Here is a 16,097-nt window from a genome sequence, read left to right as displayed (position 1 = left end):
GTCGCCCGCGTTCATCCAGCTCTTCGACCAGACTTCGATACTTAGACCGAAGCCAGCACACAATGGTCTCGTCTCTCATCCCTGCTCTTGTGCAGAGGCTCTCCACTCCGGTCAATCACTATTGCGGTAAGTTGTTTCCTGCCACCGCCTAACCCGTCTTTACGGTTTGCAACCGCTAATGTGCAGCGAATGATTATCACGAATACTGGGCGGATAGGCATTGGGACACTGACCCCGAGTCAACTGCTAGATGTGGCGGGCAACGTACGGGCAGATAGTTTCATTGCTGGGAGTACGACGCTCAACGTGCCCGATTATGTGTTTGCCAAGAACTACAAACTCCGACCGTTATCTGAACTAGCGGCGTACATTACGAAAGAGCAACATTTACCGGAGATTCCTTCAGCGAAGGAAATTCAGCAACAGGGAATCGATATCAGTGAGTTTCAGATGCAGCTCTTGAAGAAGGTTGAAGAACTCACGCTTTATACCTTACAGCAAGCACAGGTGAATCAAGAGCAAGCGCGACAGATCAAAACCCTGCGGGCGCAACTTACGCAGCTAAGACGGGGCCCGGCCTTTGGCAAGCGGCGACACTAACACGTCCTTTTCCTCGCAAGTGTTCTACTTCTTCTCATGTCTCTGTTCCAATGCCGCCAAGCGAGAGGCCAGTTCTTTTACAACCCTGTCTTGTTCCAATTTGGCGCGAGTTAAGACTGCAATTGTTGCTCCTTGGGTAGCAATTATCTTTTCTTGGGCAGTGTTGGTTTCCTCTTGTGCCACCGCGTAGAGCGTGAGTTCCTCTATCTTCTTGAGCAACTGCATCTGCAGCTCACTCATATTCACTCCCTGTTCTTTTATCTCCCGTGCTGAAGGAATATCAGGCAGGTGTTTCTCGCGTGCCACATAGGCCCCGAGTTCGGTGAGCGGTCGCAGTTGATAGTCAGGTTCAAAGACATAGTCTGGCACCGTAAGCGTCGTCCCTCCGGCAATGAAGCTACCACTGGTGCGGATATTGCCGCTGACATCGAGTTGCTGCGTGGGCGCAGTCGTACCGATGCCCACTCTCCCAGTGTTCGTAATGACCATGCGCTGGACATTGAGCGTGGCAAAGCGGAGCGAAGGGTTCACCCCTGAGCTTGCTCCACGCACGTTAAAGAAACCCGACCCGGCGCCAAAGGAAGCCCCGGAGTAGCCAAAATTAAAGGCTGGGCCACTATCGAGGTCGGGACCAATGCCATTAAAGACATCCTGGTTTGCCGCGCCAAAGATATGCAGGTTGCCTTGGGGAGTGAGGGTGCCCAGTCCCACCCGACCGTTGCTGAGGATGCGCAGACTGCCGGTCGGCGCGCCGGGCAGGATAGTGAAGGGAGCCTGGCTGGTGATGGCATCGAAGACATAAAAGATGTTCGAATTGTGTCCGACGTCCCAGGTGTAAGGTGTGAGACCGAGGGAGCCGTTCTGTTCAAAGCGGATGGCAGGACTGTCGCCGTCCACGAGGTGCAGTTTCTGCGCAGGCGTCCCAGTACCCAGTCCCACATCGCCGGTAGGGCCTAACGTGAGGGAAAAAGTTGGTGTCGTTTTGTACACAAAAAAGGGGACTATAGTGCCGTTAGCGGCGATGACAAAAGTCTCGTCGTTTGCTTGTATTTGCCAGTCGGCGTTCCCTTGGGTGGTGCTGTTAACATCAAGAAGGATTGTCGGAGCGCTACTAGTAATCAAGAGTTGGTTACCCGTAAGATTTTGCGAAAAACCGATGGTTCCCAAACCATGCCAGAGCAAGCCGCAGGTCAGTAAAGTGAGGAGAAAACGAGAGGAGCGAGACGCGCCTAGATGTGGCATACAGTCTCCTTTCAGGCTTGTCGGTGGGCATAACGCCGTTGCGCTTCTATAGTACTTCTCTTTTGGTAGGTACACCCCTCTACATTCGGCGGTCGTCGATAGTTCTTACCAACTCTGCAAACGTCATCTCTGCTAATGACGAAAGCTGCAAATCGGCATGTGCAAAGGTGAGCTGTTGCGTGACCTGGTTGGGCACGGCGACGCAGAATATACCCGCAGCTTTGGCGGCGGTGACGCCGTGGGGTGAGTCTTCAAAGGCGATCGCTTCATGAGGTTCAATTGCTAACGAGGCGAGGGCGGTGTGATATAACTCTGGGTGAGGTTTGGTCATCGTGACCATATCGCCGCAGGAGAGATGGTCGAAGAACGACAATAAATCGAGTCGTTCGAGGTGCCCGGCAACCCAGTTGCGCGACGAACTGGAAGCAACGCCCAGCTTCAAGCCACGCTGTTTGGCTTCTCTGACGTAGTTTTCTACGCCTGGCAACGCCGCCTGCTGGATGATGATCTCCATGCACCGTTCGAGGCGTCGTTGTTGCATCGCCTCGCGATCAAGTGGGCGACCAATCTGTTTCTCAAGATGCCCATACACATCAAAGATACGCGGGAGCGTGCCAATGCTTTTGGCATAAGCATCGGCTGGAAAGATACATCCGTGTTCTTGGTAAATCTCTTGCCAACACAGAACTCCAGGCAGTTCTGTGTCGAGTACCAGTCCATCGAAGTCGAACATCAATCCGCGAATCATCTACTGTCCGAACGGGCGCTGCGTACTGTGGCCGCGCGTGCCGAACGGCATGTGTGAAGCACCGAACGGCATATGTGATGGACCACCAGGATTTGACGTAAACGGACCGCTTGGGGAATGTGGTGTCTGCCCTTGCGGGACGTGCCAACGGTCAGTGTGTGGTCCTGTGGGAGGAGCTGGAACAAAAGGCCCATCACCAGGGTAAGGATCATAACGAGGAGTGCGATGGCGCGGATAGTACGGTGCCACTGGTACCGGGACGTATACTGGCACTCGCTCTCGGTGGACTTCTATAATCTGGCTCGGGGGAGTCTGGTGAATAATGACCTGTTGAGGTGGCGGAGGTTCTTCCTGTGCCTGTTCTTGTACCGGAGGTGGGGGAGGTAAGATCGCGGTTGCCGCCTGTTGGACAATCGCGGCAACGCCGTCGGCTGAGAGGGTAACGCGTCTCGCGTCGGCTGCGCGTCGGGCGGCATCGATTACTTCATCGATGACGTCGGGGGTCAATGGGTCACCGGTGTGCCACCCGCTTGCTGGTCGGATGCCCACACCAATCAGTGGACTAATCGCATCTTCGCCGCGATTTTTAATCAAGCCTAAATCAAGCGCCAATTTCTGCGCAAAGCGCCCTTGGCTATGCAACGGATACGCGCGACTCGGCGCGAGGGGCAATCCACTTGGTGGGGTGCGGGTCTTTTGCGATTCGAAGACTTTGACTTTTTCTCGATAGGCACGAGGAATCTGCGTGGTTTCATCAACAAAATGCATGACGCCATTCTCGTCAGTCCATTGATAGAGTTCTGCCGAAGCAACTGTGGCGAGAGAGAAAAACAGGCTGCAAACAAGAAGAGAGATGCGCATAGCTCCTCCTTACCTTCATACATAACACGAAATAACTACAGATGTTACAAGACCCCTGCCTTGACCCTCTACCAGTGACAAGGCATAAAGCTGCTATCTCTCTGAAACAGGCACGGTGGTGAACACAGTTATTGAGAAAGCGGATACCCTTCTCGAAGCGCTTCCCTATATTCAACGGTTCTCCGGCAAGACGTTTGTCATTAAATATGGCGGACATGCGATGGAGAACGAAGAACTACGCCAACACTTCGCCCGCGACATTGTCTTGCTGAAGTTCGTCGGTATGAACCCAGTGGTTGTCCACGGCGGTGGTCCGCAGATTGGTGACATGCTGAAGAAGCTAGGCGTGAATTCGCGCTTCGTGCGTGGCATGCGTGTCACCGACGACCAGACGATGGATGTTGTAGAAATGGTCCTGGGCAAGATCAATCAGGAGATCGTCACGCTCATCAATAGCCAGGGCGGGAAAGCGGTCGGGTTGAGTGGGAAAGATGGCGAGATGGTTATCGCCCGCAAGATGCTTCTGACGGTGAACGAAAATGGCCAGACGGCGACGCATGATATTGGTCAGGTTGGAGAAATTATTGGTGTGAACCCACGGGTGATCCATGCGTTGACCCAAGCCGATTTTATTCCTGTGATCGCTCCGGTTGGTGTTGGCACCGATGGCAAACCGTACAACATCAATGCAGACTTAGTCGCAGGAAAAGTCGCCGAGGCCTTGCAAGCTGAGAAGCTGATTTTGTTGACTGATGTTGAAGGTATTAAGACCAAAGAGAAAACCTTGATTCCCACATTAGGGAGCGATGAAGCCGAGAAGCTCATTCAGGATGGCACTATCGGTGAGGGAATGATTCCCAAGGTCGAATGCTGTATCGCCGCACTTCATGGTGGCGTGAAAAAAACCCACATTATTGACGGGCGTACGCGGCACGCGACGTTACTTGAAATTTTCACCAAGGAAGGAATTGGCACCGAGGTGATACGGAGGACCGCATGACGAACCAGGAAATTATCGATCAAAACGCTCAGTATCTGTGTACGACCTACGCGCGGTTTCCCGTGGCCTTTGTGCGTGGCCAAGGCTGCCGCTTGTGGGACGCTGAAGGCAAAGCGTATTTAGATTTCTTTGCCAGCTTAGCGGTGATGAATCTGGGGCAGTGCCACCCGGCAGTGGTGAAGGCGGTGACCGAGCAGGTGTCGACGCTGACTCACATCTCCAACTTGCACCACACGATTCCGCAAGCGCGGTTGTCCGAACTGCTTTGTAACAATTCGTTTGCTGACAAAGTGTTCTTCTGCAATAGCGGCGCAGAAGCGAACGAGGCAGCGATTAAGCTCGCGCGTAAGTTTGGCAGCGACAAACGTGATGGGCGCTATGAGATCATTACGACCCTCGGCTCCTTTCATGGCCGCACGATGGCAACGATCTCGGCCACCGGACAAGAAAAAATTCGCCAGGGCTTTGCCCCGACCTTAGACGGGTTCCGTTATGTGCCGTTTGGCGATCTCGCGGCGATGGAAACTGCGATTACTGATCGAACGGTCGGCATTCTCGTCGAACCTATTCAGGGCGAGGGTGGAGTCAATGTTCCGCCTGATGGATATTTGAAGGCATTGCGCGCGTTGTGCGATCGCAATGGACTGTTACTGATGCTTGATGAAGTCCAAACCGGGATGGGGCGTACCGGCAAGTTGTTTGCCTACGAATATGAAGGCATCAAGCCCGACATCATGACGCTGGCAAAGGCGCTTGGCGGAGGTATTCCCATCGGTGCGATGTTAGCCCGCCGGGAAGTGGCCGAAAGTTTCAGTTTGGGCAGTCACGGCTCAACCTTTGGTGGCAACGCTGTAGCGTGTGCGGCAGGCGTAGCGGTGGTGACCACGCTTCTAGGTGGTGTATTGGAAAACTGCCGAGCGATGGGAGATTACTTCGTCAGCAAGCTGCAAGGGTTAAAAGCGAAGTTCCCCTTCATCAAAGAGATTCGTGGTCGTGGCCTCATTCTCGGCGCAGAGTTAGATCGCGAGGGCGTGGCGATTGCCGATGCCTGCCTCAGAGAGGGCTTATTGATTAACTGCACTGCTGGGAAAGTGCTACGCTTCATTCCGCCACTGATTGTGACAAAAGCGGAAATCGATGAAGGTATGGCGATCCTTGAGAAGGTGCTGAAAACGGTGTGACACGCACATGATGAAGAGAAGAAGTACCGATCGTAAACGAGATCTTATCAGTATTGCCGACTTAACTCGCGCGCAACTCGAAGAGATCATTACACTGGCGCAACGACTCAAGGCTGATCGTCGGACAGGGTGGCCACATCCGCTGCTGGCCGGTAAAACGCTGGCGATGATTTTCGAGAAACCAAGCCTGCGGACACGTGTCACGTTCGAGGTTGGTATCGGTCAACTCGGTGGTCACGCGGTCTACTTAGCACCGCAGGATATTGGCCTCGGCACCCGTGAGACCGTTGCCGATGTGGCGCAGAATTTATCGCGCTGGGTTGATCTGATCATGGCACGCACGTTTGCGCACGCAACTATTGTTGAGCTGGCCGAACATGCGACAGTCCCGGTCATCAATGCACTTTCAGACTTGTTACATCCATGCCAGATCTTGGCCGATTGTTTGACCTTGATCGAGCAACGAGGCCAGCTCGATGGACTGAAAGTGACATTTGTTGGCGATGGTAACAATGTCGTGAACTCTTGGATCAATGCTGCAAGTAAGTTTCCCTTCCACTTTGCGCTAGCATGCCCAGCGGGCTACGAACCCGATGCAGAAGTTCTCAAGCGGGGACGGAAGAATGGTGCGCAAGTAACAGTGACGTCCTCAGTAGAGGAAGCAGTGCGCGACGCCGACGCCGTCTATACCGATGTCTGGACGAGCATGGGCCAAGAGGACGAACGCGAGAAACGATTGCAGGCGTTCAAAGGTTACCAAGTCAATGCGCGCGTCATGGCGAAGGCAAGAAAGAACGCACTCGTTATGCACTGTTTGCCAGCCCATCGCGGTGAAGAGATCACGGCTGACGTGCTTGAGAGTCCACAGTCTGTTGTGCTGGAACAATCGGAAAATCGCTTGCACGTCCAAAAGGCAATCATGGCGTGGTTGTCGCAACGATAGCTCAAGTATGGTGCTGACGGTTGATACGATTTGCCGCTGCGCAGGGGCGTATTGCAATACACCCCTGCAGGCCCTCTTATCCTTCTCGAAGTGCGCCCGTCGCTGTTTCTTGCTCCAAAATAGACTGTGCTAAAAGCTGTTCAGCACCAGCGATAGCGTCAGTCGTTCCCGCGACTGCGAGAAGGTCTCCAGCCTGAAGGGTCTCGCGACCAGTGGGAATGAGCACGCCATCGTGCTCGCGGATAATGGCCAGCACAGTAGCGCCAGTGAGGCCGCGTAAATTCAGTTCAGCGAGCGTCTTATTGACTGCGTTTGTGTCCCTCCGAATGCGGATAGGTCGAGGAGCGCCCAGACCAGGGAGCAGTTGATGGAGTTGCTCCAGATCAGAATTTGCGTCTCCGGGTGCTACAGATTTGCTCCCCAGTTGTCGGGCTAAGACTTCGACAATCGCTTGTGCTCCAGCACGTGCATGCGCCTGCAGGTTGGTTGTGCTCCGCCACAGAGCAACGGCGAGAACGAGAATAAGAGTGCCCATCGCTATTGGCCCAGGCAGCGGTGGCAAGAACGGCTGTGTCAGTGCAATCAACGGAATCCCAATAAGCAGAAGAAGGGCAATTTCCAGTGTGATGATGAGAGCACGTCGTGGGGCATCGGCCAGATCAGCTCTTGCCTCTGCTTCTGGCAAGGCAATGGTACTGAGCGCACGCGCGAGCGCCGAGGTGCAACGCAGGATACCGATGCAAAACGGACTCACAAGTAGTATTGCAGCGAAGATCACTACAAGCCAGGCAAACTGGTCGGGAATCGCAAGCTTTGTTGAAATGAAGGCCGAGAGGTGAGCACCCCAGATTGCAGTGACGATAGTGATGGTCGCGAGCAATGCCGCATCGACCAGCAAAAAACGGGCAAGTCGACGAGTGCGACGCCCGACGGTCGGTTCACTTGGCTGTGTCAGTAGTTGCTCGACCCACGTTCCGTACAGCGCGGCAAAAGTCTGCACCGGCTTTGGGAGCCGTCGGTCGATGTAGGTTGCGAGAGGATCGGAGGCACGAATGAGCCACGGAGTAAGCAGAGCCGTAGTAGCAGAGACCGTGATCGCGATCGGGTAGAGAAATGGACCAGTGGCTCCCGATGAAAGACCGACTGCGGCAATGATGAACGAGAACTCGCCAATCTGCGCGAGGCTCATGCCAGCCTGAATAGAAGTACGAATGCCCTCACCCGTAAGAAAGACTCCGATTGCCACCCCGATCAATTTTCCCACCACGACGAGGGCGATCAGGATGACGACTGCGATCCAATGGTCGGCAACCAAAATTGGGTTAATGAGCATACCGACAGAGACAAAGAAGACCGCTGCGAAGATGTCACGAACGGGCTGCACCAGATGTTCGACGGCCTGAGCTTCTCCAGACTCCGCAACTAAGGCGCCAGCGAGGAAGGCTCCCAAAGCGACGGAGTACCCCACTGCGTTGGCAATCAGAGCGAAGGCAAAGGCATAACCAACACTGGTAACGACGGTCGTTTCTGGTCGGTCGAGGCGAACGATGGCACGTATGAGATGAGGAATGATGAGGAGGCCTCCACCAATGACTAGTATGAGAAAGACCGCGAGTTTACCGGCTGTGAGAGCCAGGTTTTCGGCGGTGAGGGTTGCACCGCCTGAGATCGTCGTAAAGATTGCGAGCAAAAGGATGGCGATGAGGTCTTCGACAATGAGGATGCCAAAGACGATGTCGGTAAGCTTCCCTCGCACTTTTTGTTCGGCAAAGGCCTTGACGAGAATGGTGGTGCTTGAAATGGCGATCAGTGCGCCAGTATACAAGCTTTCAATCACTGTCCACCCAAACATCTGCCCGGTTAGATAGCCGAACCACAACATCAGACTGCATTCAATGACGGCAACCAAGCCGGAGGTTGGCCCAACACGAAGGAGTTTCGCCAGACTAAACTCCAGACCAAGCGAGAACATGAGGAGGATAACTCCCAGCTCCGAGAGGGCATGAACGGTTTTTTCGTCGGCAAAAAGAGGAAACGGAGTGTGCGGGCTGACGATGGCCCCAGCGAGCAGATAGCCCAAGACTACCGGCTGGCGGAGGCGCTGAAACAGCGCTGTGGTTACGGCTGCCGTGCACAGAACCAGCGCGAGGTTGATAAGAAAATGGTGAGCTTCATGCATGCATTCTCAGAGATAGAATAGGTCCATGAGAGAGACAAGGGCCGCAGGGCTCTCGGTGCTAATCTCTCAAGAACTGACCTTCGCCAGTGCGTTGGCAGGTTCTCTTTGTTGCTGACGACGTGGCCTTAGGTGATTTCCGAAAAAGAGGCTCCCTGAGAGGTCGATGTTCTGCCGATAATGGCAGGCACAGCCTGCCCTACCCAGAGCCGGTAAAGACACGTAGGGCGGGCTGTGCCCGCCACCAGAGACTGCGGGATATTTTTTCTAAGAAATCGCCTTAGTTCTCCGTTCGACCTCGCAGTCCATACACGATGGGGAAGAGCGCTATCAACAGAAACACACCGGCTACGACTAGTGATCCAGCACGAGGTTCGGTTGGGTTTAGTACCGCTTCACGCGGATTCTGCGGATTGATATATGCCTGTACCCTTTGCCCAACTGGATATTGGTCTGTGACCGCTTGTGCAGAATCGCGGTCACTCCATCCTTGCCCACTGAAAAAGTAACGATGACTTTCGAATTCTTTACCCTCAACGGTATAACGATAAACAATCCGGGGTGAAAAAGATGTGCCGTGGGTGGTGCGATTGCTCCCTCGTTCTACAATTTCCGAAGCGACTACTGTTGCTGCAACCGGCACGTAGGTCTGACTTGCACGCAACTGTCGTAAATACGATGTCACGATGCCGTACGAAAAGTACGAGTCCACTAGCAAGAACACGATGCCTACGAAGACGAATTCGTAACGCGGCTTTCTCATTCGGGAGTGGCACCTCCTCCAATCCTACTCATTATCGTAACGAATCTCGTGCGCGACCCGTTCGACTGTTTTGGCTTGCGGGTTGAAGTAGTTCAATGTCTCTTGGCTGATGTCACCGCCATAGATGTGAACACTCACAGTCGGTGTCTTGGTGGGATTGATGAAGTCGTGAATCTCTTCGTTGGGCGAAAGGACATGGGCGACATCACCAGGATGCATGTCGAGCGCGATACTCTCACGCAGCTCGGCATACCCGGCTTTTGACTTGTCGTCCTGGCGTTTGTACCGAATCGTGTGTAGCTGGTTGCGATAGACTCCTTCGACGACCCACTTCCCGGCGTGATCGTGGACTCCGCTTGAGCCGCCCGACGGCCAAATGGCGACCATGATGTTGAAGCAATCTTGCGGGCCACGGTACAAACGATACACGGTGAAATCTTGATGCTCAGTCGAAATACGCCCTTCGGCGGGACGACAGTATTCCTCTGGCAATGTCTGTGCGGCAAGGAGCCGTGTGAGTAATGGCTCAACAGCGGGAACGATCTTCGCGTGATCGCGTTCGCGCGTGACAATGGCTTCGACGTCAGCCGCGAGTTGTTCGACAGTGTAGGCTACTTCTTGTTTGCGTGCGAGGTTGGTCATGTGCGTCCTCCTTTTTTCTCTTTCTTTCGTATTCCGCGACGCAAGGCAAGGGGTGATGCGCGAGGACGAATGCCGAGCACGGGGTATGGGATGGATTGGAAGAAGGCAGAGTTCTTTGCTATGGTCCGGGCCGAGAGAGGAGGACCACATGGCGACCTATGTTCTTGTGCATGGAGCATGGCATGGTGGCTGGTGCTGGCAGCGGGTGACCCCGTTTTTACGCGCTGCTGGGCATGAGGTGTGGACGCCAACATTGACTGGTCTTGGCGAGCGTTCCCATCTTGCCAATCCAGACATCGATTTGAATACCCATATCCACGACATTGTGAATGTTCTTGAGTACGAGCATCTACAAAAAGTGATTCTTGTTGGGCACAGCTATGGGGGAATGGTGATTACGGGCGTGAGTAATGAAGTGCCCGACCGGCTTACTCACCTTGTGTATCTTGATGCGTTTGTCCCGCAGGATGGGCAGGCGCTTGTCGATATCACTACGCCTGAGCGTCGCGAAGCCATTCGTCAACTGGCCCAAACCGCAGGCGGGTTCATGCCGCCGTTTCCTGTCGAACAGTATGGGGTGTTTGCTGAGGCTGATGTTCGGTGGGTGAAACCAAAACTCGTACCGCATCCGGCTAAGACGATTACTACGCCAGTGCATTTACTCAATGATGCAGTAGCAACGTTGCCGCGGACCTACATCTATTGCAACAAGCCGGCGATGGGGTTCTTTGACGGCTTTGCCGAGCGTACCCGCAATGACAAGAAGTGGCGCTATCGCGAGTTGGCGACTGGCCATGATGCGATGGTGACGATGCCAAAGGAACTCGCGGGTTTGTTGCTTGAACTGGCGTAAAACGTGATGCGTGAAGCGTGTTGCGTGTCGCGTGAAACGTGTTGCGTGTTGCGTGAAACGTAACGTAAAGGAGAAACTTATGGCCGGACGATTAGATGGAAAAGTTGCCTTGATTTCTGGCTCAGCCCGCGGCCAAGGCGAAGCCGAGGCTCGCCTGTTTGTGAAAGAGGGGGCGAAGGTCGTTATTAGCGATATCCTTGTTGAACAAGGGCAGAAAGTTGCTGCCGATATCGTCAAACAAGGGGGACAAGCGACGTTCGTCAAACTCGATGTGACGAAAGAAGCGGATTGGCAGACAGCCGTCGACACCACAGTTCGTTCCTATGGAAAACTGAACATCCTCGTGAACAATGCGGGTATCTTCCGCATGGAAGGCGTAGAAGCAACCAGCCTGGAGCTGTGGAATCAAGTCATTGCCATTAACCAAACCGGCACCTGGTTAGGAATGAAATATGCCGTGCCCGCGATGCGCAAAGCCGGTGGCGGCTCGATTATCAACATCTCTTCGGGCGCTGGCATTGTTGGTACTGGTATGGCGGCTGCGTATCATGGAACTAAAGGTGCGGTGCGCATTCTGACTAAGACTGTGGCAATTGAATACGCGAAAGACAACATCCGCGTTAACTCCGTGCATCCCGGTGTGATCGACACGGAGATGGTTAGTGGGCTACTAGCAGAAGAGGGCGGGCAGGCCATCGTTCAAGCGCATCCACTCGGCAGGGTCGGGACTGTCGATGACATTGCCTATGGCGTGCTTTATCTCGCGAGTGACGAGTCTTCGTTTGTGACGGGTTCCGAACTCATCATTGATGGTGGGTTTACTGCCCATTAAGGCAGGGGTCAGGAGTCGGGAGCCAGAGATCAGTAACCGACATGTAGGGGCGCACGGGGTGCGCCCAAAAGATTGAGGACGTTATGACTTATGAGACATTCCTTGTTGAACGCTCAGGACCAATAGCGACGGTATATTTCAATCGCCCGGAAAAACTGAACCCGATCAATGAAAAAGTCTTGCGGGAGATGATTGCCATCTCGCACGAGTTCCAAGATGACGAAGAAACTCGTGTGATTATTCTCACTGGCAAAGGTCGGTCGTTCTGTGTCGGGGCAGACATGAATATGTTGTCTGCTAGCGTCGATGGCGAAAAACAGAAACAGCAAAGTGACATCGCTAAGCTCCGCGGTGCGAAAACCGGCTGGCGGGTGATGGACGAGTGGGAGCGCCTCGATCAAATCACCATCGCTGCGGTCAACGGTTTTGCGGTGGGTGGTGGGGTGTCTCTCGTCATGGCGTGTGATTTTCGCATCGCAGCTGCCGGTTCGCGGATGTGGATTCCTGAAGTGCGACTCGGCGTGCCCTATATGTGGGGCTCGATTTCGCGGCTGATTAATTTGGTTGGTATGGCGAAAGCGAAGGAACTGGTGATGACATGCGACGAAGTAGCTGCTGAAGAGGCATTGACTATCGGTCTAGTAAATCAAGTCGTGCCACTGGAGCAGTTGTCATCGGCTGCCGAGGCTTTTGCGCAGAAGCTGCTCAACAAACCTCCAATGGCTCTCCGTCGCACGAAAGAATTTTTCAAAGCCCTGAGTACCAATCGCGCTGGCGATATCACCTATGCTGATGCCCACATGGGGTTGATCACGTTTATGAGTGACGACATGCGTGAAGCGGTCTCGGCGTTTCGCGAGAAGCGGGAAGGGAAGTTTAGGAATCGCTAGGAAGCAAGTAAAAATTAAGAATGCAAAATGCAAAATGAAGAAGAAGCGGAGCGGTCCCGTGTTGTTAATCCTTCATTTTTCATTTTTCATTGGCCTTGCCAGCCCCACCTCAATGTCGAAATCAAAGCTCGCTGCACGAGTCACCAACCAATTCGTGACATCCTGTGCTCGCGAGGTGCCGACTTCCGTGGCACGGATCATCAAACTGACACGTACTTCAACGTCCCGCATGGCCGCCTTAAACTGCGCGAGGGAAACATTGAGAATGCGTTAGTGTATTACCAGCGTGAAGATCAGGAAGGGCCGAAACAAGCGCAGGTGATGCTATATCCTGCAACTCCTGGTAGTGCCTTAAAAGAGATTTTGACCGCGTCACTTGGTGTTCGTGTCGCCGTGAAGAAACAGCGTGAGATTTATTTCATTGACAACGTGAAGTTTCATCTCGATCAGGTGGATGGATTAGGAATGTTTGTGGAAATTGAGGCGATTGATACGAATGGATCGATCGGCAAAGACCGACTGCTAGCGCAATGTCAGACGTTTCTTGCGCTTTTGCAGATCTCACACGATGATTTGGTTGCTGTGTCGTATAGTGATCTTTTATTAGAACACCTGAGAAGAGATTCTTCGCTCCGCTCAGAATGACATTTCCCGCCTTAGTGATGTATGTTGTCATTCCTTTTGTATCTGTTGATTGCGGGTTCCTTCTGGGGCTCATTTGCTATTACCTCGCGCGGTCGCGCTCGTGTCGCAGCTCGTGAGGCGGTTGAGCGGGTGGAGCGCGAAGTGACGCTTGCTCGTGCGCCGCTCGAGATGGCTACTGCAGCACTGAAGAAGGAAGCACATGCGTATGCTAACCAACAACAGCGTGCACGGTTGGCGGCGATTCCGATCGAAACGCTGAAAGATGCTGGCGTCTCTGGTGTTCGTTGGACCGCTCTACGTGACGGCGGCATTCAGACGCTGGCTGATCTCGTTGCACGATCAAGAGAACAGCTCTTAACGATTCCGGGAGTCGGCGAGGGTACGTCCGATAGTGTACTTGGTGCCGCTCGCAAAATTCGTGATCAGATGTTGCGTGAGCCGGTATCGCTGCCTACACCCGATACATTAGATGAATCCAGTGAGCGTCTTGTTCAACGGGCCGCTGCAATGATACGTGCTCGTGAAGCGGTGGCAGACGTCGCGACGGCGTTGGAGAAGAAATATCACTCGTTAGGTGATCAATTAGCTCCCATGCTTGCCTCATCGTCTTTTCTCAAGTGGTGGAAAACGGACAGTGAAAAGCGAACCACTATCACCAATGATGCACAGCGAGTCGTCAAAGAAGCGGAGTCTGAGGAGTTGACGGCGTTGATTCAGGCTGCGCATGAACGCTGCGCTGCACTGGTGGCTGCCCCTCAGCCGACACCAGCAGAGTTGTTGACGGACTTCCGTGATCGCTATGCGGATTACTGCTCGACGATCGAATCGGCGTTGGATGGTGTTTCCACGACTGCTGCAAGCGAACGTGAACACATCGAAGGGAAGCTGCCCGAAGGGATCGCCCAGCAGACTGAGGGGCTCGTGCTGAGAGCTGATGGTATGAAAGTCTCTTTGCGCCGCTACCAAGAGTTTGGCGCGAAGTACGTGGTTGTCCAACAAAAGACCATTCTTGGTGATGAAATGGGCCTGGGGAAAACCATACAGGCACTAGCGGCGATGGTGCATTTGCGTACCAGCAGTGAGGAGGTCGGTCGTTTCTTGGTCGTTGCTCCGGCCAGCATTCTCGGTAACTGGCTGCGAGAAATTCGCTCACGCACATCGCTGGCTGGCTATCTGATGCATGGAGCCCAGCGACACAAAGAATTGCTTGCCTGGATAGAGCAGGGCGGAGTAGCGGTTACTTCGTATGAAGCATTCCGGGCAGATGATGTTGACGGAGCGCTGGCACGCCGCAATCTCATGATCGATTTATTGGTGGTCGATGAAGCGCATTACGCGAAGAATCCTGAAGCAAGTCGTTCACGCGCAGTGAGAGAAGCGGTGCCTCTCTCGCGACGCGTGTGTTTCATGACCGGGACACCGCTTGAGAATCGAGTTCAGGAGTTTCACAGCCTAGTGAACCTCCTCAATCCTGGCATCGCAGCGAAACTGAAGCTGATTAACTACGGATTACTGCGTGCTGGGGTTGAACGGCAGAAATTTCACGAAGCAGTGGCCCCCATGTATCTGCGTCGTAATCAAGAGGATGTCTTGCGCGAACTGCCGGGGAAAATTGAGAAGGAAGAATGGGTCGATCTCACGACCGATGATCAAGAAGTATATACGGCTGCCGTGCGCGCCAAGAATATGATGGCGATGCGGCGAAGCGCCACGCTTGGCAAAGGCGATGGGCAGTCAGCAAAATTGGTCCGCTTGAGTGAATTGTTTGACGAGTACCGCGAATCTGAACAGAAAGTGCTGGTTTTTTCGTTCTTTCTCGATGTCCTCGAAGCGGTTCGACAACAGAGCGAAGCGGCCGCGGTGATTACCGGCTCAGCTTCACCAGCTGAGCGTATGCGTATCGTTGACGAGTTTCAAAAAGCACTGGGCTTTCGGGTTCTGCCTGCCCAGATCCAGGCTGGTGGGGTTGGGCTCAATCTGCAAGCGGCGTCCGTCGTCATCTTGATGGAGCCGCAGTGGAAAGCGACCGCCGAGGATCAAGCCATTGCCCGCGCACATCGCATGGGACAGACACGGCGTGTTGTCGTGCATCGTCTACTGGCTCGTGATGCCGTGGATGAGCGCTTACTGGAAGTCCTGCGAGGCAAGAAAGAGATCTTCGAGACCTATGCGCGTGATAGCCTCGTGAAAGAAGCCAGTGCCGAAGCAACTGAGACGCAAGTTGCAAATACGATTATTGAGGCTGAGCTGGAGCGGTTACGACGAGACGAGCGTAGCGTGGGAAAGCAGTAGATCGAGAGTCCTCACGTATCGGCGTTCCGTGCGCCGTGCGCACGCTACAAAGTTCTAATACTGGCTCTCGAAAGATAGGAACGTTGCGTGTCACCCTGAGCGGAGCGAAGGGTCTTTCTGAGAGATCCTTCGCCACTCCGCGGCTCAGAATGACAGGGCACTCAGATTCGGAAACGCTACCAGTAAAGAAAGATTTGGTATTGCGTGTCGGCATTTCGTGCGCACGGCGCACGTTACAAGGCTCTGACTGTAGGCTGAAGGGAGTGGGAAAAAGACGTTAGGCGGTGGCAGGAAACAACTTACCGCAATAGTGATTGACCGGAGTGGAGAGCCTCTGCACAAGAGCAGGGATGAGAGACGAGACCATTGTGTGCTGGCTTCGGTCTAAGTATCGAAGTCTGGTCGAAGAGCTGGATGAACGCGGGCGAC

15 protein-coding genes are annotated in these 16,097 nt (G+C 53.9%); 9 read left to right on the top strand and 6 right to left on the bottom strand.

The features are described from left to right. Nucleotides 1–189: 189 nt before the first annotated feature. A complete protein-coding gene (locus FJ147_21575) occupies nucleotides 190–600 on the top strand; it encodes a hypothetical protein (protein ID MBM4258474.1) in 411 nt (136 codons plus the stop codon). Nucleotides 601–624: 24 nt separating this feature from the next. Here FJ147_21575 and FJ147_21570 read toward each other — a convergent pair whose 3' ends face one another. From FJ147_21570 to FJ147_21560, 3 genes are all read right to left on the bottom strand, one after another. Further along, on the bottom strand, nucleotides 625–1,842 hold the full coding sequence (locus FJ147_21570) for a hypothetical protein (protein ID MBM4258473.1): 1,218 nt from the start codon (nucleotides 1,840–1,842) through the stop codon (nucleotides 625–627). A 79-nt stretch (nucleotides 1,843–1,921) separates the two neighbouring features. Beyond that, entirely contained in the window at nucleotides 1,922–2,590 is a 669-nt protein-coding gene (locus FJ147_21565; protein ID MBM4258472.1) for an HAD-IA family hydrolase, read from the bottom strand. Beyond that, nucleotides 2,591–3,451, bottom strand: a complete 861-nt coding sequence (locus FJ147_21560) for a DUF4124 domain-containing protein (protein MBM4258471.1) — start codon at nucleotides 3,449–3,451, stop codon at nucleotides 2,591–2,593. A 118-nt stretch (nucleotides 3,452–3,569) separates the two neighbouring features. Here FJ147_21560 and argB point away from each other — a divergent pair, with 118 nt between their 5' ends. From argB to argF, 3 genes are read left to right on the top strand one after another with little or no spacing between them, the layout of a single operon-like run. Beyond that, nucleotides 3,570–4,451: an acetylglutamate kinase gene (gene argB / locus FJ147_21555; protein ID MBM4258470.1), complete on the top strand. Its 882-nt coding sequence runs from the start codon at nucleotides 3,570–3,572 to the stop codon at nucleotides 4,449–4,451. After that, nucleotides 4,448–5,632 carry an aspartate aminotransferase family protein gene (locus tag FJ147_21550; protein MBM4258469.1) on the top strand — a complete coding sequence of 395 codons (1,185 nt, stop codon included), beginning with the start codon at nucleotides 4,448–4,450 and terminating at the stop codon, nucleotides 5,630–5,632. Before argB ends, FJ147_21550 begins: the two co-directional genes overlap by 4 nt. Before the next feature lie 10 nt (nucleotides 5,633–5,642). Beyond that, nucleotides 5,643–6,575 carry an ornithine carbamoyltransferase gene (gene argF, locus FJ147_21545; protein MBM4258468.1) on the top strand — a complete coding sequence of 311 codons (933 nt, stop codon included), beginning with the start codon at nucleotides 5,643–5,645 and terminating at the stop codon, nucleotides 6,573–6,575. A gap of 76 nt (nucleotides 6,576–6,651) precedes the next feature. On the opposite strand, the gene FJ147_21540 is transcribed toward argF, so the two are convergent. From FJ147_21540 to FJ147_21530, 3 genes are all read right to left on the bottom strand, one after another. Then, nucleotides 6,652–8,754: a potassium transporter gene (locus FJ147_21540; protein ID MBM4258467.1), complete on the bottom strand. Its 2,103-nt coding sequence runs from the start codon at nucleotides 8,752–8,754 to the stop codon at nucleotides 6,652–6,654. Nucleotides 8,755–9,031: 277 nt separating this feature from the next. Beyond that, on the bottom strand, nucleotides 9,032–9,514 hold the full coding sequence (locus tag FJ147_21535) for a DUF3592 domain-containing protein (protein MBM4258466.1): 483 nt from the start codon (nucleotides 9,512–9,514) through the stop codon (nucleotides 9,032–9,034). A gap of 24 nt (nucleotides 9,515–9,538) precedes the next feature. Further along, nucleotides 9,539–10,306 (bottom strand): hypothetical protein, encoded by a 768-nt coding sequence (locus tag FJ147_21530; protein ID MBM4258465.1) that lies wholly within the window; start codon nucleotides 10,304–10,306, stop codon nucleotides 9,539–9,541. Here FJ147_21530 and FJ147_21525 point away from each other — a divergent pair. The 5 genes from FJ147_21525 (at nucleotide 10,305) to FJ147_21505 (ending at nucleotide 15,668) form a co-directional block, all read left to right on the top strand. Then, nucleotides 10,305–11,009, top strand: a complete 705-nt coding sequence (locus FJ147_21525) for an alpha/beta hydrolase (GenBank protein MBM4258464.1) — start codon at nucleotides 10,305–10,307, stop codon at nucleotides 11,007–11,009. The genes FJ147_21530 and FJ147_21525 overlap by 2 nt on opposite strands. Nucleotides 11,010–11,088: 79 nt before the next feature. After that, nucleotides 11,089–11,841, top strand: coding sequence for a glucose 1-dehydrogenase (locus tag FJ147_21520; protein ID MBM4258463.1), 753 nt, complete (start codon nucleotides 11,089–11,091; stop codon nucleotides 11,839–11,841). 83 nt (nucleotides 11,842–11,924) lie between these two features. Then, complete coding sequence (locus FJ147_21515; protein MBM4258462.1) at nucleotides 11,925–12,731, top strand: enoyl-CoA hydratase/isomerase family protein; 807 nt, start codon at nucleotides 11,925–11,927, stop codon at nucleotides 12,729–12,731. A gap of 27 nt (nucleotides 12,732–12,758) precedes the next feature. Next, nucleotides 12,759–13,376, top strand: coding sequence for a class IV adenylate cyclase (locus FJ147_21510; protein MBM4258461.1), 618 nt, complete (start codon nucleotides 12,759–12,761; stop codon nucleotides 13,374–13,376). Between the two features lie 21 nt (nucleotides 13,377–13,397). Beyond that, a complete protein-coding gene (locus tag FJ147_21505) occupies nucleotides 13,398–15,668 on the top strand; it encodes an ATP-dependent helicase (GenBank protein ID MBM4258460.1) in 2,271 nt (756 codons plus the stop codon). Nucleotides 15,669–16,097: the final 429 nt, after the last annotated feature.

This window comes from Deltaproteobacteria bacterium (assembly GCA_016874775.1).
Classification (GTDB): Bacteria; Desulfobacterota; Binatia; order Bin18; family Bin18; genus VGTJ01.
This window is presented reverse-complemented; position numbering and strand designations above follow the sequence as displayed.